General features: G+C 65.9%; 20 protein-coding genes, 1 tRNA gene and 1 pseudogene. 13 read left to right on the top strand and 9 right to left on the bottom strand.

Features of this window, described 5'->3' with window-relative positions; all coding sequences use genetic code 11:
• Nucleotides 1–87: 87 nt before the first annotated feature.
• The 4 genes from BZF61_RS10580 to BZF61_RS10565 all read left to right on the top strand — a co-directional run bounded on the left by BZF61_RS10580 (nt 88) and on the right by BZF61_RS10565 (nt 2,487).
• A complete protein-coding gene (locus BZF61_RS10580) occupies nt 88–729 on the top strand; it encodes a regulatory protein RecX (protein WP_086619115.1) in 642 nt (213 codons plus the stop codon).
• Nucleotides 723–1,238 (top strand): DUF192 domain-containing protein, encoded by a 516-nt coding sequence (locus tag BZF61_RS10575; RefSeq protein WP_245804587.1) that lies wholly within the window; start codon nt 723–725, stop codon nt 1,236–1,238. Before BZF61_RS10580 ends, BZF61_RS10575 begins: the two co-directional genes overlap by 7 nt.
• A gap of 182 nt (nt 1,239–1,420) precedes the next feature.
• Nucleotides 1,421–1,849: an NADH:ubiquinone oxidoreductase subunit NDUFA12 gene (locus BZF61_RS10570; RefSeq protein WP_086619113.1), complete on the top strand. Its 429-nt coding sequence runs from the start codon at nt 1,421–1,423 to the stop codon at nt 1,847–1,849.
• Between the two features lie 8 nt (nt 1,850–1,857).
• Complete coding sequence (locus BZF61_RS10565) at nt 1,858–2,487, top strand: DUF2155 domain-containing protein (RefSeq protein ID WP_086619112.1); 630 nt, start codon at nt 1,858–1,860, stop codon at nt 2,485–2,487.
• Nucleotides 2,488–2,552: 65 nt separating this feature from the next.
• On the opposite strand, the pseudogene aat reads toward BZF61_RS10565, so the two are convergent.
• Nucleotides 2,553–3,143, bottom strand: a pseudogene (aat, locus tag BZF61_RS16005) (leucyl/phenylalanyl-tRNA--protein transferase); the annotation flags it as partial.
• Nucleotides 3,144–3,236: 93 nt separating this feature from the next.
• Here aat and BZF61_RS10555 point away from each other — a divergent pair.
• The 6 genes from BZF61_RS10555 to BZF61_RS10530 all read left to right on the top strand — a co-directional run bounded on the left by BZF61_RS10555 (nt 3,237) and on the right by BZF61_RS10530 (nt 6,479).
• Nucleotides 3,237–3,312: transfer RNA gene (locus BZF61_RS10555), tRNA-Trp, on the top strand.
• Nucleotides 3,313–3,581: 269 nt separating this feature from the next.
• Nucleotides 3,582–3,812: a preprotein translocase subunit SecE gene (secE, locus tag BZF61_RS10550; RefSeq protein WP_086619109.1), complete on the top strand. Its 231-nt coding sequence runs from the start codon at nt 3,582–3,584 to the stop codon at nt 3,810–3,812.
• A 53-nt stretch (nt 3,813–3,865) separates the two neighbouring features.
• Entirely contained in the window at nt 3,866–4,402 is a 537-nt protein-coding gene (gene nusG, locus BZF61_RS10545; RefSeq protein WP_086619107.1) for a transcription termination/antitermination protein NusG, read from the top strand.
• Nucleotides 4,403–4,773: 371 nt separating this feature from the next.
• Nucleotides 4,774–5,205 carry a 50S ribosomal protein L11 gene (rplK, locus tag BZF61_RS10540; RefSeq protein WP_086619105.1) on the top strand — a complete coding sequence of 144 codons (432 nt, stop codon included), beginning with the start codon at nt 4,774–4,776 and terminating at the stop codon, nt 5,203–5,205.
• Between the two features lie 4 nt (nt 5,206–5,209).
• Nucleotides 5,210–5,902, top strand: a complete 693-nt coding sequence (gene rplA / locus BZF61_RS10535; protein ID WP_086619104.1) for a 50S ribosomal protein L1 — start codon at nt 5,210–5,212, stop codon at nt 5,900–5,902.
• A gap of 289 nt (nt 5,903–6,191) precedes the next feature.
• Nucleotides 6,192–6,479, top strand: coding sequence for a hypothetical protein (locus tag BZF61_RS10530; RefSeq protein WP_086619103.1), 288 nt, complete (start codon nt 6,192–6,194; stop codon nt 6,477–6,479).
• Here the strand turns inward: BZF61_RS10530 and BZF61_RS10525 are convergent.
• The 4 genes from BZF61_RS10525 to BZF61_RS10510 form a co-directional block, all read right to left on the bottom strand.
• On the bottom strand, nt 6,468–7,367 hold the full coding sequence (locus BZF61_RS10525; protein WP_086619102.1) for a GNAT family N-acetyltransferase: 900 nt from the start codon (nt 7,365–7,367) through the stop codon (nt 6,468–6,470). The genes BZF61_RS10530 and BZF61_RS10525 overlap by 12 nt on opposite strands.
• Nucleotides 7,368–7,379: 12 nt before the next feature.
• A complete protein-coding gene (locus BZF61_RS10520) occupies nt 7,380–8,357 on the bottom strand; it encodes a polysaccharide deacetylase family protein (RefSeq protein WP_086619100.1) in 978 nt (325 codons plus the stop codon).
• A 67-nt stretch (nt 8,358–8,424) separates the two neighbouring features.
• Nucleotides 8,425–9,186: a competence/damage-inducible protein A gene (locus tag BZF61_RS10515; RefSeq protein WP_086619098.1), complete on the bottom strand. Its 762-nt coding sequence runs from the start codon at nt 9,184–9,186 to the stop codon at nt 8,425–8,427.
• A 160-nt stretch (nt 9,187–9,346) separates the two neighbouring features.
• A complete protein-coding gene (locus BZF61_RS10510) occupies nt 9,347–10,855 on the bottom strand; it encodes a flavin-containing monooxygenase (protein WP_086619096.1) in 1,509 nt (502 codons plus the stop codon).
• A gap of 387 nt (nt 10,856–11,242) precedes the next feature.
• Here BZF61_RS10510 and BZF61_RS10505 point away from each other — a divergent pair, with 387 nt between their 5' ends.
• Nucleotides 11,243–13,801, top strand: a complete 2,559-nt coding sequence (locus BZF61_RS10505) for a TonB-dependent receptor (RefSeq protein WP_245804586.1) — start codon at nt 11,243–11,245, stop codon at nt 13,799–13,801.
• A gap of 94 nt (nt 13,802–13,895) precedes the next feature.
• Here BZF61_RS10505 and BZF61_RS10500 read toward each other — a convergent pair whose 3' ends face one another.
• Nucleotides 13,896–15,059, bottom strand: coding sequence for an acyl-CoA dehydrogenase family protein (locus tag BZF61_RS10500; RefSeq protein ID WP_086619095.1), 1,164 nt, complete (start codon nt 15,057–15,059; stop codon nt 13,896–13,898).
• Between the two features lie 61 nt (nt 15,060–15,120).
• Nucleotides 15,121–15,921, bottom strand: a complete 801-nt coding sequence (locus BZF61_RS10495) for a crotonase/enoyl-CoA hydratase family protein (RefSeq protein ID WP_086619093.1) — start codon at nt 15,919–15,921, stop codon at nt 15,121–15,123.
• 88 nt (nt 15,922–16,009) lie between these two features.
• Between BZF61_RS10495 and BZF61_RS10490 the strand changes: the two genes are divergently transcribed.
• Both BZF61_RS10490 and BZF61_RS10485 read left to right on the top strand, forming a co-directional pair.
• Nucleotides 16,010–17,278 (top strand): acetyl-CoA C-acetyltransferase, encoded by a 1,269-nt coding sequence (locus BZF61_RS10490; RefSeq protein ID WP_086619092.1) that lies wholly within the window; start codon nt 16,010–16,012, stop codon nt 17,276–17,278.
• A gap of 1 nt (nt 17,279) precedes the next feature.
• Nucleotides 17,280–18,806 carry an acetyl-CoA acetyltransferase gene (locus tag BZF61_RS10485; RefSeq protein WP_245804591.1) on the top strand — a complete coding sequence of 509 codons (1,527 nt, stop codon included), beginning with the start codon at nt 17,280–17,282 and terminating at the stop codon, nt 18,804–18,806.
• On the opposite strand, the gene BZF61_RS10480 is transcribed toward BZF61_RS10485, so the two are convergent.
• On the bottom strand, nt 18,796–19,434 hold the full coding sequence (locus BZF61_RS10480; RefSeq protein WP_086619089.1) for a carboxymuconolactone decarboxylase family protein: 639 nt from the start codon (nt 19,432–19,434) through the stop codon (nt 18,796–18,798). The two genes, BZF61_RS10485 and BZF61_RS10480, sit on opposite strands and share 11 nt — an antisense overlap.
• On the bottom strand, nt 19,434–19,961 hold the full coding sequence (locus BZF61_RS10475) for a VOC family protein (protein WP_086619087.1): 528 nt from the start codon (nt 19,959–19,961) through the stop codon (nt 19,434–19,436). The genes BZF61_RS10480 and BZF61_RS10475 overlap by 1 nt, the downstream gene beginning before the upstream one ends.
• Between the last annotated feature and the right edge of the window lie 66 nt (nt 19,962–20,027).

The following is a 20,027-nucleotide window of genomic DNA, read 5'->3' as shown; positions in this document are numbered from 1 at the left end:
CTCTAGCGTCGCCCCGTTTCGCCAGCCATAGTTCGGCGCGATGGTGAGGTCCGCTTTTAGTTGGCAAGGTGGCACGAATAAGGCGAAATGGTTTCAGGTAAAGCGAATTCGTCATCCCGAGGTCGTGATCGGGACCGGCGCCAGCCCGCCAAGCCGCCGCTGGGCGAGGCCGAGTTGCGCGACCTTGCGCTGTCCTATGCGGCGCGCTTTGCCAGCACCGGCGCGCGGCTGGAGGCCTATCTTATGCGCAAGCTGCGCGCGCGCGGGATGGCCGAGGATGGCGACGGGCGCATGGGGGCGGTGGATGTCCCCGCGCTGGTCGCCCGGCTGGTCGAATTGGGCTATGTCGACGATGCCGCCTATGCCCGGATGCGCGCCCGCGATCTCGGCGCGCGCGGCTATGGCGCGCGGCGGGTGGAGCAGGCCCTGCGCGCCGCCGGGGTCGACGAGGAGATCCGCGCCGCCGCCGCCCCCGGCGAGGCCGCGCGGCGGCGAGCGGCGGTGCTGATGGCGCGCAAGCGCCGGCTCGGCCCGTTCGGCCCCGGACCCCAAGGCGATCCGCTGGCCATTCGCAAGGCGCATGAAAAAGCCGTTGCAGCAATGCTGCGCGCTGGCCACGATTATGCCCACGTGCGGTTCATCCTCGATGCAGAGAGTGTCAGCGAGGTGGAAGCCTGGTGCGATGGAGCCGCAGACGCAGACGAGGAAGGGGCAGACGGATCGTGGTGAGACTTTGGCTGGTGGCAGGCTTGGCAGGGGTGGCGGTGCTGGCGGCGTGCTCGCCGGGCGAAGGCGCAACGGCGCGGGCCCAGGCGCCGGCAGCAGCCCCTGCGCCGGCGGCGCGGCATCCGGTCTCGGGGCTGGAAGTGATCGATCTGGTGGTCGAGCGCGGGGACAGGAAAATCCCCTTCAAGGTCGAACTCGCCGCCTCGCCTGAAGCCCAGGCGCGCGGGCTGATGTTCCGCACCGAGCTGGGCGATTTCGAGGGGATGATCTTCCCCTCCGGCACACCCCAGCCGCGCAGCTTCTGGATGAAGAACACGCCGCTCAGCCTCGACATCATCTTCATCGGGCCGGACGGGCGGATCAGCAACATCGCCGCCGACACCGTGCCCTATTCGCTCGAGGTGATCCCATCCGAGGGGCCGGTGAGCGCGGTGCTCGAACTGCGCGCCGGCCGGGCCAAGGCGCTTGGCATCGCGGCAGGCGATCGCGTGTCATACAAGTTGCCGAGGTAAGCGGTAAGGTGCCGGCGCGGCTCGCCGCGGGACGGGCCGCAAGGCCGATCGCCCGCCGGCAGCGATGCGGCCGTCAGCCCGCGTGAGCAAGGATATGGCATTGCCGAGGCGATGCACCTGCACCGGCCGATTCGAAAATCAAATATTGGCGCTAACCGCCAATTCCGCTAGGCGCTGCGCCCATGGGAATCCTCGCAAAGATCTTCACCTGGTGGGATGGTGCCACCATCGGCACACACCTGTGGGCCCGCCGCGTCGGCGGCGAGCATGTCGGCACCGACGCGGCAGGCAACAAATATTACCGCTTGCGCGCCAAGGACGGGGCCAACACCGGCTCCTACACGCAGCGCGAGAAGCGCTGGGTGATCTACAATGGCGCGAATGATGCCAGCCGCGTGCCGGCCGAATGGCATGGCTGGCTGCATGGCACCTATGACGATGTGCCCCAAAGCCACCTGCCCCCGCCCAAGGTGTGGGAGGCCGACTACACCCCCAACGCCACCGGCACCGCGCAGGCCTATTTCCCGCAAGGTTCGCTCGAGCGCGGCGGCAAGCGGGCGCGGGCGGTCGGCGATTACGAGGCTTGGACCCCGGAAAGCACCGCGGGCTGAGGCGGGCGATGGGGTTTGCCCGCCTTGGCGCGCCGCTGGCCTGCGTGCTCGGCTGCGCGCTGGCGCTGGCTGCCTGCGACAGCGCGGGTGAGCCGCAGACCAAGGGTGTTCCGCTCGATTCGCCCGCCCCTGTTGCCCCTGCCACCCCTGCCGCCGGAGCCAGCGATAACGGCGCGACCCCGATGCGGGATCGGGTCGCCACGCTCGGCCTGCTCAACAAGCGCAACAATGTCTCGGAAGAGATCACCTTGAAGCCGGGTGAGGCGCGCGAGATCGGCCCGGTGATCATCCGCTTGTCGGCCTGCGAGCGCACCGCGCCGTGGGAACTGCCCCAGGAAGTGGGCGCCTTCGTCCAAGTCGACATTCGCGAGCGCGGCGCCGAACGGCACCGCCGCGTGTTTTCGGGCTGGCTGTTCCGCGAATCGCCCAGCCTCAACGTGGTCGAGCACCCGGTCTATGACGTCTGGGTCAAGAACTGCGCGATGCGCTGGCCGGGCGATGCCGATCCGAGCGCTGCCAAGTCCTCCACCTCCGGTGCCTCGCCCCGTCCTGCGGCGAGCGCCGCTCCGGTCGTGCCTGCTGCACCGGCAGCAGACCCTGCCGCCGCGCCTGCTGCGAGTCCGGCTCCGGCTGGATAAGCCGCGTCTTGGGCAAAGTGCCGCCATGCCGCGCCGAGGCTGGTGCGCGGCTGCCCCCGGGCCTGTTCGACCCGCCGCCGGTATTCGCGCTGCGGGATCTCCACCGCGCCCATCGAGCGCAGGTGCTCGGTCATGAACTGGCAATCGAGCAGGGTGAAGCCGGCCTGCCGCAGCATCGCCACCAGCCAGGCCAGAGCGACCTTGCTGGCATTGTCGGCGCGGCTGAACATCGATTCCCCGCAGAACACCCGGTCGAAGGATACGCCGTAGAGTCCGCCGACCAGCGCGCGTCCGCCGCCCGGCGCGTTGCGCCAGCATTCCACCGAATGGGCGTGCCCGGCGCGGTGGAGGCCGAGATAGGATTGCACGATCCGCTCGGAGATCCAGGTTTCGGGGTGATCCGTGCGCGGCTCGGCGCAGGCGCGGATCACCGCTTCGAAGGCCTGATCCACCGTCACCGCATAGCGATCGGCGCGCAGCACCTTGCGCAGCGACCTTGAGACATGCAGCCCGCCCAGCGGCAGGATCGCCCGCTCGCGCGGCTCGACCCAGAAGATGTCGGCGTCCTCGCGTCGGTCGGCCATCGGGAATATGCCGCTGCGATAGGCGAGCAGCAGGGTCTCGACCGGGATCGGGGGGTGACGCGGCGCGTGCATGGTCGCACCCGACAATACATCGCCCCGGCCCCCTAGGCAAAGAGGATTGCCTATCGCCCGGCCCTTCGTTAAAGGCCCGCCTGCCGCGAGTGCAGGGGTGTAGCTCAGCTGGTAGAGCATCGGTCTCCAAAACCGAGGGCCACGGGTTCGAATCCTGTCACCCCTGCCACGGCCGTTTATCGGCCCGCCTCTGCGGGTTCGCCCGCCTCGCGCATTTCCGCTTTGCGATGCCTTGTTCGGCCCGCTGTCGGAGAAGGCTGGCGCCTTGCCACGCCTGCATCATCTTGCAATCCGCCCGGCTCCGGCGTAAGGGCGATCTGTCTTCCCGACATCGGCAATCATCCAGCCCCTCCGGCGACCTTGTCCCGGGCGGCGCGGACCCCTACCTGAAAGCCGGCCGGCGAGGATGCAGGTTTGAACCGAAGGAACGCAGCTATCATGGCTGAACACAAGCAAGTCGCAGAAGAAAAGAAGCGCAAGACCTCGCCCGGCGAGTTCTTCAACCAGGTCAAGGCCGAGACGAACAAGATCGTCTGGCCGACCCGCGAGGAGACCGTCCGCACGGCGATCTTCGTGTTCATCTTCATGATGATCCTGTCGCTGTTCTTCCTCGGCATCGACAGCGTGTTCGGCCTGATCGTGCGCTACGCGATCGGCCTGCTGGAATAAGCACATCCTTTCCCGGGGCATGTCCCCGTCAGACGCATTTCCAAGGATTTCCCATGGCTCGCTGGTATATCATCCACGCATATTCGGGTTTCGAGAACAAGGTCCGCGACGCGATCATTGCCGAGGCCGAGCGGCTCGGCCTCAGCGACGGGGTCGAGGAAGTGCAGGTCCCGACCGAGACCGTCACCGAAGTCAAGCGCGGCAAGAAGGTGCAGGTCGAACGCAAGTTCATGCCCGGCTACGTGCTCGCCAAGCTCAACCTGACCGACGATATCTACCACCTTATCAAGAATACCCCCAAGGTGACCGGCTTCCTCGGCTCGGGCAACAAGCCGCAGCCGATCTCCGAGAAAGAGGCCGCGCGCTATTTCGGCGGGGTGGAAGAGGCCAAGGCCGCGCCCAAGCGCGACATCAGCGTCGATTACGAGATCGGCGATTCGGTCAAGGTCAACGCCGGACCTTTCGCAAGCTTCAACGGGATCGTGGAAGAGCTCGATTTCGACAAGCAGAAGGTCAAGGTTTCGGTGTCGATCTTCGGCCGCGCCACCCCGGTCGAACTGGGCTTCGAGGAAGTCGAACTGGTGAAGTGATCTCCGGGGGCGAGGGTGCCTTGGCGCGCCCTTGCGATCGGGCCTTGCGCACCTGCCCCGCCAGCTTTCGCTGGGCGCACAGCTGCGCATCCGGGAAGGCGGCGCAGGCGCGCTAGCGCCCGAGGCGGTGCGCGTTGTGCCGCCACGCTCCCCGCACCGCTCGCGCCAAGAGGCTGCGCCCGCCGTGCGATCGGGCGCGCGGTTTCGATTGATTTTCCCCTCGCGCCCGACTAGGCGCGCAGCTTCGCTTGCCCTGCGGGCGGGCGATTCCGTGCGGAAGTCCGGGCCATCCAACAGGCCGGGGCGCTCGACCGCTTAACATGAGCCGCGCTCGAACCGGCGCGGCAACAGTGCGATAGGAGTAAGGCCTCATGGCCAAGAAGATTGAAGGCTATATCAAGCTGCAGGTGCCCGCCGGCTCTGCCACGCCGTCACCGCCGATCGGCCCGGCGCTGGGTCAGCGCGGGGTCAACATCATGGAATTCTGCAAGGCGTTCAATGCCGCCACGCAGGAGATGGAAAAGGGCATGCCGATCCCGACCGTGATCACGGTCTATGCGGATCGCTCGTTCACCTTCATCACCAAGACCCCGCCGGCATCCTACTACCTCAAGAAGGCGGCCAAGCTGTCATCCGGCTCAAAGGAGCCGGGCAAGGTTGTCGCCGGCAAGGTGACCCAGAGCCAGATCCGCGAGATTGCCGAAGCCAAGATGGCCGATCTCAATGCGAATGATGTCGACATGGCGATGCGCATCATCGAGGGCTCTGCCCGTTCGATGGGCCTTGAAGTGGTGGAGGGCTGAAGCGATGGCCAAGCTGACGAAGAAGGCGAAGCTTCTCAAGGCTCTTGATCGCGAGAAGTTCTACTCGGTCGAGGAAGCTCTGGCCACGCTGCGCCAGTACAAGAGCAAGTTCGACGAGACCGTCGAAGTCGCCATGAACCTCGGCGTCGATCCGCGTCACGCCGATCAGATGGTGCGCGGCATGGTGTCGCTGCCTGCGGGCACCGGCAAGGACGTGCGCGTCGCGGTTTTCGCGCGCGGCGAGAATGCCGAAAAGGCGCTGGCTGCGGGGGCCGACAAGGTCGGCGCGGAAGACCTCATGGAAGACATGCTGGCCGGCAACCTCGATTATGACCGCGTGATCGCCTCGCCCGACATGATGGGCGTGGTTGGCCGGCTCGGCAAGGTGCTCGGCCCCAAGGGCCTGATGCCGAACCCCAAGCTCGGCACCGTCACTCCGAACGTGGCGCAGGCGGTGAAGGATGCCAAGGCCGGCCAGGTCGAGTTCCGCGTCGAAAAGCAGGGCATCATCCACTCGGGGATCGGCAAGCTCAGCTTCTCGGATGACGCGCTCAAGGCCAACTTCAAGGCGCTGACCGATGCCGTGGTGAAGTCCAAGCCCGCCGGGGCCAAGGGCAAGTATGTCCGCAAGGTCACCATGACCTCGTCGATGGGCCCGGGCCTCAAGCTCGATCTTTCCGAAGTCGAAGGCGCGTGATTTGATGGGGCAAAGCCGCATCCGCGGCTTTGCTTCCTCGCACACGGGGCCTGAAGGCCGCCTTGTGGCGGGCGGCCGGTCGGCCTTGCGGTTCTTCAGAACCGATGGGGCTGAAAATCAGGCGTTGCATAAGATCAAGGGCCGGGTTGCCGCGCTGGCGATCCGGCCCTTTGCCATGGCTGTTCGTCGTTTAGCCCCTTGATTTTCCGCACAGCGTGGCCACCTTGCGATCATCCGCACGCGCCTCTCCCCCCTTCCCGCGTGCACGTGCAAAGGACAAAGACAAGCCATGCCGCTTTCCCCCGATGACGGGACGCTGTTCTATCCCAAATGGTTCGTCCTCGGCTTTGCGCTCGTCGCACTGGGGCTGATCGCCCATTACGATCCGCGGCTCGGCATCGCGGCTGGCGCGCTGCTGGGCAGCTTTGCCGCGCTGTGGCTCTATTTCGTGCTCAAGTTCCGCCTTGCTGCGGAGGAAGGCCCGTCCGAGCGCCGCCTGCTGATCGACCGCGTCCGCCAGCAGCTGCGAAACCGGCGCAAGGCCGCCACCACCGAGGCCGAGCGCTCAGGCGCGTAGGCGGGCGCGGATCTGCGCCAGCGCGCCGGATTGCCGGGCGAGCGCCCGCGCCTGTGCCACCCCCGCATCAAAGGCCCCGCGCGAGGCCAGCAGCACGCGGTTGGCGAGCGTCGGGCGCAGCAGCACGAGGCTCGAACAGGCCGCGCTGGCCGTGCCGAACATCGCCTTGTGTGCGCCCTCGCCCTCGGTGAAATCGAACCAGCGGAAGCGTCCTTCGGCGAACAGGTGCGCGAGCGCCTCGAGTTGCAGCACTGTCCCTGGCGAGAGCCGCGCATGATCCGGGTCGTGACCCACATGGGCATAGACTAGCGTGCGGCCGACCACCGGTAGCAAGAGATAGGCAATCGGCTGCCCGCCCGCGTGCAGCAGGAAGCCGCGCAGCCGGTCATCTTCGGCCGCTTCGAGCATCGCGCGGCGCGCCTCGGGGCAATCGGGCAGGCCGGCATCGAGCAGCCGCGCCTGATAGGTGCGCGCCGAAAGCGGCAGGGCGGCGGCGAGGAAGGCCTCGATCTCGGCCGGACGGCGGTGCTCGCTGACATGATAGCCGCCGCTCTCCTCGGCCAGCCTGCGCGCCTTGCGCCGCAGGGTCGAACGGGTCTTGCCCGAGAAGCGCGCCATGTAGTCGGCAAAGCTGCCGCTCATGTCGATATAGTGGCGGCGGTAGTCCTGCCGCCCGCCCGCGATCAAGCCGGGATAGCGCGCGGTGATCGCGGCGAGGCGGTCGGCCGGGGCCGAGAGGACGCGCAAGCCGTCGGCCCCGGCCGCGGGAGAATCGGGCAGGCTGGACGCGAGCACCTGCTCCAGCGTGAAGCTCCAGGTCGAGAGCGCGCGCGGCACGCGCAGCAGGCGGCGCGTGCCGATCGTGAAGTCGATCGTGGCACAGCCCATCCCCAGCCGATCCTAAAGCGCCCCGTAGAGCGTGTTCGAGGCGAATTGCTCGGCGATGCGCCAGCCGGTGCGCAGCGCCTTGGCCGGCAGCAAGGGGCTGGACTGCAGAGTGGCGGACGGCTGTGGCGGGTTTTCGGCATAGGTTCCGGTGCTCACGCCGGGCATGGTGGTGATCGCCTTGAGGAGATTGGTGAAGCGGCGGCGCACGATGTGGTTCACCGCCAGTTTGCGGCGGTTGATGAGCTCGAAGGAATGGCTCACCAGCGTGAATGTCTCGCGTCCCGCCTGCCGGGCATGCCGGATGGCGGCGAGCATCTCGTCCAGCGTCAGCGCGGTGATCTGGGCATGGCGCTGCCTGCCGCGCAGCGCGCCGATGCTGCCGACCGGCACTTCGATCACGCCCATATGCGCGACCGGATCGCGCGCTTCCGGCCCCAGGCTGATGCGGCATGCTCCGCCAGGAAGTGCAGGGCAGTGGCTGGTGTCATGGGTGATGCCGAGCGCTGCGAGGGCGCGCAGCGTATCGTCATTGGCGCCGTAGTTCCCGGCGCGGAAGGCAACCGGGGCAGGCGCGCCCGCCGCCATCAGCGTGGTGCGGGCATAGTCGAGGATCGCGCATTGTTCCTCGAACGGGAAATCGGCGAGATTGTGCCCCGTGCGCCCCGAGGCCAGCGGGCTGGCGCTGCCCGCCAGCGCCAGCCACTCGGTATGGCAATGGAGCTGCACGTCCTGCCCGGCGGCCAGGATGGGTTCGACGATATCCGCGATCGCGGCCACACCCCACACCAGCGCGGGCATGGGATCGACGAAGAACACCGCCTTCTGCCCGGTCTCGCGCAGCAGGTGGAGCTTGTGACTGACCCCCGCTGGGCCCTGCGGCGTGTCGCACGAGATCGAACGGGCGAAGTTGTCGGCCCGGTCAGCCGCGCCCGGCCCGGTGTAAAGCCCCGAGGAATACTCGGTGTCGATCGTGATGAACACGCGAGTCATGCCGCTTGGCTTAAACGGCAAAGGTTAATCGTAGGTGATGTTGTCTCCTGAGCCGTGACGCCGGCGTTCAGATGCCCCCGATGATCGCGGCGTAGCCGAGCCGCGTCAGGTCTTCGATCAGGCTCGCGCAGCAGGCCTTGAGCGCTTCGGCGCTGGTCGATCGGACCACGAAATTGGCGCCGACGCGGCCCTCGCGAAAGAAGGGATAGGAGCCGATCTGGCAGCCTTCATGTGCCGCCTCGCATGAACGCAGCAGGTCGGCGACCTCGCTTTCAGCGACCCAGCAGCCGATGGTCTCGCTGAGCAGCGGCGCGCCGCCCTCGAGCTGGCCGGTGAGCGCGTCGAGCATCCCGGCGGTGATGTGCGGCACGCCGGCCATCAGGAAGACATTGCCGCGCCGGATGCCGGGCGCGCCCGACATGCGGTTGGGGATCAGTTCCGAACCTTCCGGCACGCGCGCCATGCGCAGCCGCCCTTCGTTGAGGCCGCCCCGGGTGGCGTAATAGCGTTCCAGCAGCGCGCGCGCCTCGGGGTGGATCACGACGGGCACCCCCAACGCCGCGGCCACCGCATCGACGGTGATGTCGTCATGCGTCGGCCCGATCCCCCCGGTGGTGAACAGGTAGTCATAGGCGACCCTCAGCGCGTTGACCGCCTCGACGATCCGCGCCTTGACATCGGGCACCACCCGCACCTCGGCAAGGCGGATGCCCTGCACCTGCAGCCAGCTTGCCACCTGGGCGATGTTCTTGTCCTGCGTACGGCCGGAGAGGATTTCGTCGCCGATGACGACAAGTCCTGCGGTCCAGATCTTTTCGGGAGAGGTCATGGGGGATGAGTAGGCGCTTCGTGCGATGGTCTCAAGCAGCTAGAGCAGCCGAGGCACGAGCACCGGTTGCCTCAGCAACCGTAAGGCCGACCGGCCACCCGCAGATGCAACCTTCAGGTCGCCCGCGCAAGGACATCGCAGCCCGGATGGGCTGCGCAATTCATTCAGCCGCTTCCAGCTGCTCTACCCCGCGCGTCGCATTCGCGCCCGGCCTGGTGAAGGTCAGGATGCCGTCGAGCAGCGGGTCTTCCTTCATCCGCTTGCGATCGACCACATATTCCTGATTGAGCCGCCAGGGATAGGCGATCGAATTCTTCGGCATGATGTGCTTGCCGCGCTGGATGTAGCCCGAGGAGAAATCGAACACGTCATCTTCAATGATCTTCGCCTCCTCTTCCGGGGTGAGCACCGGGGTGACGATGCTGGCGCCGGTCTTGCGCATATGTTCGAGCAGGCGGCAGACATAGTCCGAATTGATGTCGGCCCGCAGCGTCCAGCTGGCGTTCAGGTAGCCGAACACCACCGCAAGGTTGGGCAGATTGGAGAACATGCAGCCCTTGTAGTAGAACCGCTCGTTGAACTTCACCGGCTCGCCGTCGACGCGCACGTCGATCTTGCCCGCCACCGCCAGCTTGAGGCCGGTTGCGGTCACCACGATGTCGGCCGCGAGGAATCGCCCGTCGGTCAGGCGCACGCCGCCCTTTTCGAACCTTGCGATGTGCCCCGTCACGACGCTCGCCTTGCCAGCCTTCATCGCCTTGAACAGATCCGCGTCGGGCACCAGGCACAGGCGCTGTTCCCATGGATTATAGGGCGGGGTGAAGCTGTCCTTGTCGTAATCCGGCCCGAGCGCCGCCTCGATCTTCTTGAAAAGCGCGTCTTTCACCTTCTGCGGCTTGTTGCGCGCCAGTTTGAAGCTGAAGTCCTGCATCTTGATGTTCTTGAACCGGGTGATTCGGTAAGCGAGCCTTTCCGGCAGCACGGCGCGCAGGAAGTTGGCGATGGCATCCTTGGCGGGCCGCGTGAACATCCAGGTCGGGGTGCGCTGGAGCATGGTCACATGGCCCGCGTCCTTCGCCATCGATGGGACGATGGTGACCGCGGTCGCGCCCGAGCCGATCACCACCACCTTCTTGCCCTTGTAGTCGAGGTTCTCGGGCCAGAACTGCGGGTGGACGATCTGGCCCTCGAACTCGCCGAAGTCGAAGCCGGGATCATAGGGCTCGTCGTAATCGTAATAGCCTGCGCCGAGGTAGAGAAAATTCGCCGTCATCCGGGTGCGGCTGCCATCGGCCTTTTCCAGCTCGACATGCCAGCGCGCGTCATCGTGGTGGAAGTCGGCGCGGATCACCTTGTGTCCGAAGCGAATATGCTGGCGGATGCCGCGCTCGTCGACGATCCGGTTGAGATATTCGAGGATCGCGGGCGCATCGGCGATGCTCTTTTCGTGCCGCCACGGTTCGAAATCGAAGCCCAGCGTGTGCATGTCGCTGTCCGAGCGGATGCCGGGATAGCGGAACAGGTCCCAGGTGCCGCCGAGATTGTCGCGGCGCTCGACGATGCAATAGGAATGGTGCGGCGCCTTCATCCCCATGTGGGCGGCCATCCCGATGCCGGAAATCCCGGCACCAACGATCAGCACGTCGAAGTCTGGCGGTGTAGCAAGCATGGCGGGCCTTCTCTCTCTCCCTTGTTGACAGGGATGTAACCACAGCATCGGGGCAAAAGCGAGTCTTGAATAGCAATCTGCAACTGAATTTGGGCAAGGCGCGTGCATCGCTGTCCCGCGCTTTCTCGCCGTGCCGCGCCCCTTGTGGCTCGGTGAGCGCTACGGGTTCTGGCGGTTCCGGCCTCTGCCGCAGCAATGCGCAACAAAGTTTCACAAGTTCCGCGCACGGCACCTCCAAGGCTGCGCCGGAGCATGAGCTGTTGCATTTTTGCTACTTCCGTCCGGAACTTCGCTAGGACTCTTGCTAGGACGCGCAAGGCTGATAGGTTTCACTTTGCAATGACTGGACCGGTGCCAAACCGGCCGTGTTGTGGAGAGAGGGACAATATGACACGCAAGCTTGCAGCCTTTGCTGGCGGCCTGATGGCCTGCAGCGCGCTTACCACCCCTGCCTTTGCCCAGGACGCCGAGAGCGAGGCGCCCCAGGCACGCAATGACAACGTCATCATCGTGACCGCGACCCGCCGTGCCCAGGACGTGCAGGACATCCCGCTCGCGGTGACCGCCATCGCCCCGCAGCAGCTCGAAGCGCAGCGCGTCGTCAACATCCAGCAGGTCTCGGCCCTCGCGCCATCCTTCACCGCCAGCCAGGCGCAGCTTGCCTCGGGCTCGGTGGTGCTGCGCGTGCGCGGCATCGGCACGACCTCGAACAATATCGGCTTCGAAAGCGCGGTCGGCATCTTCGTGGACGGCGCCTATCAGTCGCGTCCCGGCGTGGCACTGTCCGAATTCGTCGACGTGGAACGCGTCGAGGTGCTGCGCGGCCCGCAGGGCACGCTGTTCGGCCGCAACACCTCTGCCGGCGCGCTCAACATCACCAATGTCCGCCCCGATGTCACCGCTTTCGGCGGTTTCGTGAACGCGGAATATGGCAATTTCGATGAAATCAGCCTGCAGGGCGCGATCAACGTCCCGCTGGTGCAGGACACGCTGGCGCTGCGCTTGACCGGGGCCTGGCGCGAGCGCGACGGTTTTCTCGACGTGGTCAACCGCAACGGGGTGAAGGTCGGCGAGACCAATGATGTCGATCAGTGGCTGGTGCGCGGCCAGATCGGCTGGGACACCGATAGCGGGCTGCGCGGGCGCATCATCGCCGACTATTCCAAGAGCAAGTCGAGCTGCTGCGGCGCGATCGAGCTTTACCAGTCGCCGCTGGTGACCGGCGGGGCCTATGCTGCGGTGGGGCTCGGGCTTAACGGCGGCAATGGCCAGCCGGTGGTGGCCACCACGCCGCGCGACCAGCGCACTTTCGAGCGGGCGATGGACAACCGCATCGTCTCGGCCAACTTCGCCCCGCGTGCCGATATCGACAACTACGGCGTTACCGGCGAGATCGAGATCCCGGTCGGGGAGAATGCGGACCTGATCTTCATCGGTTCGTGGCGCAAGTACGAGAGCTTCGAGGCCTACGATTCCGATTTCACCGGGCTCGATATCTTCAACGTTACCGGCCTCAACCTCGACCTCGAGACCTGGACTGCGGAACTGCGCCTGCAGGGCGAGACCTTGGGCGGCAGGCTCAATTACATGATCGGCGGGTTCTATTCCGACGAGACGATCGACCAGTCGGTCAGCTTCGCGCTGGGCCAGGATTACGGCGAAAACGTCGGCGCGCTGCTGTTCGTGCCGACCGGCGGGGCGCTCGGCCCCAACCCGCTCACCCTGTTCACCGGGCGCGACCCGGCGGGCACCACCAACACCAACCGCTTCCAGCAGGATGCCAAGAGCTACGCGATCTTCACCCATAATACCCTCGAGATCACCGATGGCCTCGAACTGACGCTGGGTGCGCGCTATTCGTGGGAAGAAAAGTCGGGCGGCTTCAGCCAGACCGCGGTCAACAACCAGATCTGCCCGGCGACGCTGGGTGCGCTGGGGGTGATTCCGGCGGCGCTGCGGCCTTCGTTCATCGGCCTCGGCTGCTTCGGCTTCACCGCGCCGGCCGATCTGCCGCAGGCGGCTGTGCTGCCGCTGGTGCGCACCTTCCAGACCGATTTCGACGACGAAGAGCTGATCTACACCGTCAAGCTGGGCTATGAATTCAGCTCCTCGGTGAATGCCTATGCCAGCTTCACCCACGGCTACAAGGCGGGCGGTATCAACCTCGATACCACCGCTGCGGTGAACGGCGCCGATCCGCGCTTCCTGTCGGAAGAGGTCGATGCCTATGAAATCGGCCTCAAGGCGAAGATGCTCGACGATGCGGTAACGCTCAACATCGCCGGCTTCTACGAGAACTTCAGCAACTTCCAGGTGCTCGAATTCACCGGCACCGCGTTCCAGACCTTCAACGTGCCCAAGGCGAAAACCCGCGGCGTGGAAATCGAAGGCCTGATCCGCCCGAGCAGCGAACTGACCTTCAATCTGGGTGCGACAATTCTCGATGCGAGCTACCCCGAGGATTGCGATGTCGGGCAGGAGACCGTGGTGACGGTCGCGTCGCTGTGCGGCAATGATCTCACCAATGCCCCGGAAATCATCGGTTTGATCGGCGGGATGTGGGAGAAGCCGCTCAACGATTCGATGGAATTCTTCATCGCGGGCCAGGTCCGCATGGAGAGCGACCAGCGCACCTCGACCCAGGCGATCGTGCCGCCGACCGTTCCGGCCGGCTCCACCGCTGCGCAGGTGCAGGCGGCGATCGACGCCGCACCGCTGATCGTGGCCGATGTGCAGGACGGCAAGGCCTTCGTGAACCTGCGCGCGGGCCTGCGCTTTGGCGACGGCGCCTATGCGATCGAAGGCTGGGTCAACAACCTGACCGACGAAGTGGTGCGCGGGGTGACCTTCAACACCACGCTGCGCGGGAGCGGCGCGGCCAACTCGCGTTCGGCCTTCACCTTGCCGCCGCGCCAGTACGGCGTGACCCTGCGCGCCAAGTTCTAGCTGCAGGCGGCTTCGGCCAAAGAAAAGGGGCGGCTCCTGCGAGCCGCCCCTTTTTGTTTTGCCCGCCCGCCGGGGGGCAGGAATGCAGGCCGGATCACATGCCCCGCGCGATCACCATCTTCATCACCTCGTTGGAACCGCCGAAGATGCGGGTGATGCGGCTGTCGCGGTACATCCGCGCGATCGGATAGTCGTTGATGTAACCGGCTCCGCCATGGAACTGTAGGCACTTGTCGACCACTTCGCCTTGCAGCTCGGTCAGCCAGTACTTGGCCATGCAGGCAGTGGCGACGTCGAGCTCGCCCTTCAAATGGCGGGCGATGCAGTCGTTGACGAAGACGCGCGCGGCGGTGCTGCGGGCCTTGAGGTCGGCCATCACGAACTGGGTGTTCTGGAAGTCCCAGATGGTCTGGCCGAAGGCCTTGCGGCTCTTGACGTAGTCCATCGTCGTCTCGAGCGCCTTCTCGATCGCGTTCATTGCGCCCACGGCGATGATCAGGCGTTCCTGCGGCAGCTCGCCCATCAACTGGTAGAAGCCCTTGCCTTCGACTCCGCCAAGCACGTTTTCGGCCGGCACGAAGACATTGTCGAAGAACAGTTCCGAAGTGTCCGCTGCATCGAGCCCGATCTTGTCGAGCTTGCGCCCGCGCTTGAAGCCTTCGGCGCCTTCGGTCTCCAGCAGCATCAGCGAGATGCCCTTGGCCCGCGCGTTTGGATCGGTCTTGGCGACGACGATGATGAAGTCGGCGATCTGGCCGCTGGAGATATAGGTCTTCGAGCCGCTGATGCGATAGCCGTTACCGTCCTTCACCGCGGTGGTGGTGATCGACTGCAAGTCGGAGCCGACGCCTGGCTCGGTCATGGCGATCGCGCTGACGAGATCGCCGCTGACCAGGCGGGGCAGATATTTCTGCTTCTGCTCCTCGGTGCCATGGCGCACCAGATAGGGCAGGATCACGGTGTTGTGGAGCGAGGCGGCAAAGCCGTCCACCCCGTGCTTGGACTGCTGGTCGATCACCACCAGATCATGCCGGAAATCGCCGCCGTGGCCGCCGTATTCGGTCGGGACCGAAACGCCAAGCAGGCCTGCCGCTCCGGCCTCGCGCCAGAACTCCCGCTCGACCTGACCTTCCTCGCGCCACTTCTCGACCCGCTTCTGCGGGGCGTGCTGCTGGTAGAACTTGCCGACCGCGTCGGCGAAAATGGCGATTTCCTCGTCTTGCATGAAGGCGGGCGGCGGCACGTTGAGGATGGACATTGCTCTCTCCTTGTGATCCCATGATGGCGGCGCGCATCGCTTGCGCCCCGTCCCCTAAGGCTTACTTCCCGGTCCAGTTGGGCTTGCGCTTTTCGGCAAAAGCCGCGGCGCCTTCGCGCGCATCGGCCGAGGTAAACACCGGCGCGATCAGCTCGGCCTGCCTGGCGTAGCGTTCGTTCATCGCCCAGCCGCGCGATTCCTTGATGATCTGCTTCGACACCCGCACCGCCAAAGGCCCGTTGGCCGCGATCCGCGCCGCCAGCGCCTTGGCGGCATCGAGCGCGCTGCCTTCGGTGACTTCGTTGATCAGGCCGAGGCTGTAGGCCCGCGCGGCGTCGATGAAGTCCCCGGTCAGTGCCAGTTCCATCGCCACGCGCTGGGGAATCTGGTCAGGTAGCATCATCACCCCGCCCGCCGCCGCCACCAGGCCGCGCTTGACTTCGGGAATGCCGAACTTCGCGCCCGCGTTGGCGACCACCAGATCGCAGGCGATCATCAGCTCGAGCCCGCCGGCCAGCGCATAGCCTTCCACCGCAGCGATCAGCGGCTTCTTGGGCGGAGCTTCGACCACGCCGCCAAAGCCCCGGCCTTCCACCGTCGGCCGCTCGCCGCGCAGGAAGCCCTTGAGGTCCATGCCCGAGCAGAAGGTGCCGCCTGCACCGGTGAGGATGCCGACGCGCAAGGTCTCATCGGCGTCGAGCCGGTCCATCGCCGCGGCAATCCCTTCTGCTGCCGCGCGGGTCATGGCGTTTTTGGCATCGGGCCGGTTGATGGTGACGATGAGGACGCCGTCCTCGACTTCGGTCAGCACTTCAGGGGCAGCGGTATCGCTCACGAATCTCTCTCCTATCGATTTTGCCATTGCAATTTGAAACGCAATTCTTGTGCGAGTGGTGCAGTGGGTTTACGGACGCGTCAACCGCATTTTCGCTACCTGGGAGAGGTACACCATGGCTGAAGCTTACATCATCGACGCCGTCCGCACCCCGCGTGGGATCGGCAAGCAGGGCAAGGGCGCGCTTGCCGCGTGCCATCCGCAGCATCTCGCCGCGACCGTGCTGAAGGCGATTGCCGAGCGCAACAAGCTCGACACCGCCACGGTCGACGACGTGATCTGGTCGGTCTCGACCCAAGACGGATTGCAGGGCGGGGACATGGGCCGCATGGCCGCGCTCGATGCGGGCTATGACATCACCTCGTCGGGCACTACGATCGATCGCTTCTGCGGCGGCGGAATCACCAGCGTCGCGCTCGCCGCGGCGCAGGTGATGAGCGGCATGGAAGACTGCATCGTGGCCGGCGGCACCGAGATGATGAGCCTCACCGCCGCGATGAGCCAGGAAAAGATGCGCGCGGGCATCAAGCCGCCGATGATGGGCAGCTACAACGAGCGCCTGCAGAAGGTGCACCCGCAGTCGCACCAGGGTATCTGCGGCGATGCCATCGCCAGCATGGAAGGCTTCACCCGCGAGCAGCTCGACGAGGTCGGCTACCGCTCGCAGCAGCGCGCCGCCGAGGCGATTGCCGAGGGCCGCTTTGCCAGGTCGATCGTCCCGGTGGTGGCGGATGACGGCACGGTGCTGCTCGACCGCGACGAATATCCCCGCCCGCAGACGACGATGGAAGACCTCGCCAAGCTCGAACCCGCCTTCCCCAAGATCGCCGACGTGCCACTCGACGAGAAGGGCACCACCTTCCGCAAGTTGATCAACCAGAAGTATCCCGATCTCGAGATCAAGCATTTCCATCACGCGGGCAATTCCTCGGGCGTGGTGGATGGCGCTGCGGCGGTGCTGGTCACCTCCAAGGGCTATGCGCAAAGGCACGGATTGAAGCCCCGCGCCCGGATCGTCGCCACCGCCAACATGGGCGATGATCCGACGCTGATGCTCAACGCGCCGGTGCCCGCCGCCAAGAAGGTGCTGGCCAAGGCCGGCCTGTCGAAGGACGATATCGACCTCTACGAGATCAACGAGGCCTTCGCCGTGGTCGCCGCCAAGTTCGTGCGCGATCTCGAACTCGACTGGGACAAGGTGAATGTCAATGGCGGCTCGATTGCGCTCGGCCACCCGATCGGCGCGACCGGTGCGATCCTGATCGGCACCATCGTCGACGAGCTTGAGCGGCGCGGCGGGCGTTACGGTCTTGTCACCATGTGCGCGGCGGGCGGCATGGCCCCGGCGATCATCGTTGAGCGGGTGGATGATTTCGTTGACTGAGGTGCCTGACAACACCCCCGTCATCATCGGCGTGGGGCAATATTCGGAGAGGGTGGGCGAGCCGGGCTACGAAGCCCTCTCCTACATGGACCTGGCCGGACGGGCGCTGGGGGCGGCGATTGCCGATAGCGGCGCGGCCGGGTCGGTCGCGCAGGCCATCGACACCCTCGCCGCGATCCGCGCCTTCGAGATGTCGCGGCCCGACAGGAAGCCGCCTTTCGGGGCTGCGGACAATGTGCCGCGGGCGATCGCCAAGCGGGTGGGGGCGAACCCGGCCCGCGCGATCCTGACCACCACCGGCGGGCAGACCAACCAGCAGCTGGTGGGCGAATTTGCACAGACTATCGCGGCGGGCGACAGCCGCTGCGCGGTGATCGTCGGTTCCGAGGCGATCTCGACCGTGCTTGCGCTTACCGCCAAGGGCGAGATCCCCGACTGGTCGGAAGAAATCGGCGGTGATTTCGAGGATCAGGGCTTCGGGGTCGAGGAACTGCTGGAGCCGGCGCTGTTCATGCACGGCGCAAGCGGGGCGATCCCGCTTTATGCGCTGGCGGAGAACGCGCGGCGGCACAAGCTGGGCATGGGATTGGAGCAATACCGGCTGGAGATTGGCCGGTTGTTTGCTCCGTTCACCAAGGTGGCGGCGGCCAACCCGCATTCCGCCGCGCCGGTCGAGCGAACGGCACAGGAGCTCGCCACCATCACCGACCGCAACCGCATCGTCGCCGAACCCTATCCGCGCATGACCGTGGCGCGCGATCAGGTGAACCAGGCGGCGGCGATCATCCTCGCTTCGGCCGGGCTGGCGCGCGAACTCGGCGTGCCGCAAGACAAGTGGGTGCACATCCACGCCGTCACCGCCGCGACCGAAATCAAGCTGTCGCAGCGGCCCGATCTGGCGGCCAATCCCGCTTCGCTCGCGAGCGTCGATGCGGCGCTGGCGCGGGCGGGCAAGTCGATCGGCGAGATGCGCTATCTCGACTTCTATTCGTGCTTTGCGATTCCCGTGTTCAACCAGTGCGACCATTTCGGCCTGGCGTTTGACGACCCGCGCGGATTGACGCTGACCGGTGGCCTGCCTTTCTTCGGCGGGGCGGGGAACAACTACTCGGCCCACGCCATTGCCGAGGCCGTGCAGCGGGTGCGGGGGGATCGCGGCAGTTTCGCGCTGGTGGGCGCGAATGGCGGCTGGATGAGCAAATATGCCACCGGCATCTACTCGACCGAACCGGCAGACTGGTCCGCGAATGATCGCTTTGCCGTGCTCCCCAAGGCGACCGACAAGGTGCCGCTGGCCGAGGGCCTGGTGGAGAGCGCGGTGGTCGAAACCTACACTATCAACCGCGGCCCGAAGGGCGCCGAGGCGATCTTCATCGGGCGCAGCGATGCGGGCGCGCGGGTGGTGGGCAATGCCGACCTGGCGGATGCCGCCACCGCTGCGGCCTTCGAAAGCGGCGAGCCTTTCGGCCAGCGCCTCAGCCTGACGCAGGACGAGCGCGGGCGGACCATCGGGCGGGTTATCGCCTAGTCCCGCCCAGGAAGTCGAGCGCGTCGAAGCCCTCGGGCGCAGGCACTTCCACGATGGGATCATCCCTGTCGTCGAACTCGGTGCGCAGCGCCCGGCTCATGATCGCGTGCATGTGATAGAGGCAGGTGATGTAGGTCAGCTCGAGCACTTCCTCGTCGCTGAAGGCCGCTTTCACTTCTGCAAACAGCGCGTCGGGCACGCGCCCGCCGTGGCACACCAGCCGATCGGCATAGGCCAGCACCAGCCGCTCCTTTGCGTCGAACACATCCGAGGTCTGCCACACCGGCAGGGCTTCGATCTTTGCCTCGCTGACCCCCAGCCCGCGCAAGCTCTTGCAGTGCTGCGAGAAGACGAATTGCGACCCGGTCGCCCAGCCTGCCCAGGTCTGACCCAGTTCGCGCAGCACCGGATCAAGCTTGCGGGCAGGCGAACGGTAATAGGCAAAGCCCTGAGCGGTGTGGCGCAGCGTGTCGGGGGAGTTGGCGAACACCGTCCACCAGTCGCCCGGCGTGCCGGTGGCGGTGCCGGGTTCGGCCACCGGATCGCGGCTCCCGAACAGCAGCCGGTAGAGCGGCAGGGCAACCTTCTCGTCCGCCTCGGCCAAAGGAACTTGCCTGAGGCGGGGCATCAGGCGTCCTCCGCCACCGTCGCGGGCGCGTGACGCACATCCTGCGGCCCGAAACTGCGGGTTGTGGCCGCAAATTCGAGCATGATTCCGTTGGGATCGGTGAAATAGACCGAGCGCACGAACACCCCCTCATGCGTCTCTTTCGCATAACCCGAGGGGCTGTCGTCATGGTTGAACACCATGTGGGTGTGCGGAACCCCGGCTTCCTCCAGCCGTTCCAGCGCCGCTTCCAACTCGGCCTCGTCCATGTGGAAGGCCAGATGGTTCATCGAGCCGACCGCGGTTTTGGCATCGAAGGGGAAGTTCCTGACCGAGGCAATGCCCGGGGCCGCAGGCGGTGCGTCCTTCCACCAGAAGAACGCCACCGCATTGCCCCCGCCGCAATCGAAGAAGAAGTGCTGGCCGCCATCGGGCAACTCCACCGTCTTGAACAGCGGCATGTGCAGCACCTCGGTGTAGAATCGGGTGGTCTGCGCCATGTCACGGCACACCAGCGCAACGTGGTTGATACCCTTGGTTTTGATCATCGTCGCTTTCCTCCGGCCCCCAGACTGCCCGCTTCGCGCGCGGCTGGCAATTGCTTGCAAGAATCG

Source organism: Erythrobacter tepidarius, assembly GCF_002155695.1.
GTDB lineage: Bacteria > Pseudomonadota > Alphaproteobacteria > Sphingomonadales > Sphingomonadaceae > Erythrobacter > Erythrobacter tepidarius.
Note: the sequence above shows the minus strand (reverse complement) of the source record. Positions and strands in the feature narration are given on the sequence as shown.

Excerpts from the sequence above, each read along its gene's own strand:
- BZF61_RS10520 (WP_086619100.1), bottom strand. The coding sequence starts at position 8,357 with ATGACTCGCGTGTTCATCACGATCGACACCGAGTATTCCTCGGGGCTT.
- BZF61_RS10505 (WP_245804586.1), top strand. The coding sequence starts at position 11,243 with ATGACACGCAAGCTTGCAGCCTTTGCTGGCGGCCTGATGGCCTGCAGC.
- BZF61_RS10580 (WP_086619115.1), top strand. The coding sequence starts at position 88 with ATGGTTTCAGGTAAAGCGAATTCGTCATCCCGAGGTCGTGATCGGGAC.
- BZF61_RS10515 (WP_086619098.1), bottom strand. The coding sequence starts at position 9,186 with ATGACCTCTCCCGAAAAGATCTGGACCGCAGGACTTGTCGTCATCGGC.
- BZF61_RS10480 (WP_086619089.1), bottom strand. The coding sequence starts at position 19,434 with ATGCCCCGCCTCAGGCAAGTTCCTTTGGCCGAGGCGGACGAGAAGGTT.
- rplK (WP_086619105.1), top strand. The coding sequence starts at position 4,774 with ATGGCCAAGAAGATTGAAGGCTATATCAAGCTGCAGGTGCCCGCCGGC.
- secE (WP_086619109.1), top strand. The coding sequence starts at position 3,582 with ATGGCTGAACACAAGCAAGTCGCAGAAGAAAAGAAGCGCAAGACCTCG.
- BZF61_RS10490 (WP_086619092.1), top strand. The coding sequence starts at position 16,010 with ATGGCTGAAGCTTACATCATCGACGCCGTCCGCACCCCGCGTGGGATC.
- BZF61_RS10570 (WP_086619113.1), top strand. The coding sequence starts at position 1,421 with ATGGGAATCCTCGCAAAGATCTTCACCTGGTGGGATGGTGCCACCATC.
- BZF61_RS10565 (WP_086619112.1), top strand. The coding sequence starts at position 1,858 with ATGGGGTTTGCCCGCCTTGGCGCGCCGCTGGCCTGCGTGCTCGGCTGC.
- BZF61_RS10500 (WP_086619095.1), bottom strand. The coding sequence starts at position 15,059 with ATGTCCATCCTCAACGTGCCGCCGCCCGCCTTCATGCAAGACGAGGAA.
- BZF61_RS10475 (WP_086619087.1), bottom strand. The coding sequence starts at position 19,961 with ATGATCAAAACCAAGGGTATCAACCACGTTGCGCTGGTGTGCCGTGAC.
- rplA (WP_086619104.1), top strand. The coding sequence starts at position 5,210 with ATGGCCAAGCTGACGAAGAAGGCGAAGCTTCTCAAGGCTCTTGATCGC.
- BZF61_RS10510 (WP_086619096.1), bottom strand. The coding sequence starts at position 10,855 with ATGCTTGCTACACCGCCAGACTTCGACGTGCTGATCGTTGGTGCCGGG.
- BZF61_RS10495 (WP_086619093.1), bottom strand. The coding sequence starts at position 15,921 with ATGGCAAAATCGATAGGAGAGAGATTCGTGAGCGATACCGCTGCCCCT.
- nusG (WP_086619107.1), top strand. The coding sequence starts at position 3,866 with ATGGCTCGCTGGTATATCATCCACGCATATTCGGGTTTCGAGAACAAG.
- BZF61_RS10530 (WP_086619103.1), top strand. The coding sequence starts at position 6,192 with ATGCCGCTTTCCCCCGATGACGGGACGCTGTTCTATCCCAAATGGTTC.
- BZF61_RS10525 (WP_086619102.1), bottom strand. The coding sequence starts at position 7,367 with ATGGGCTGTGCCACGATCGACTTCACGATCGGCACGCGCCGCCTGCTG.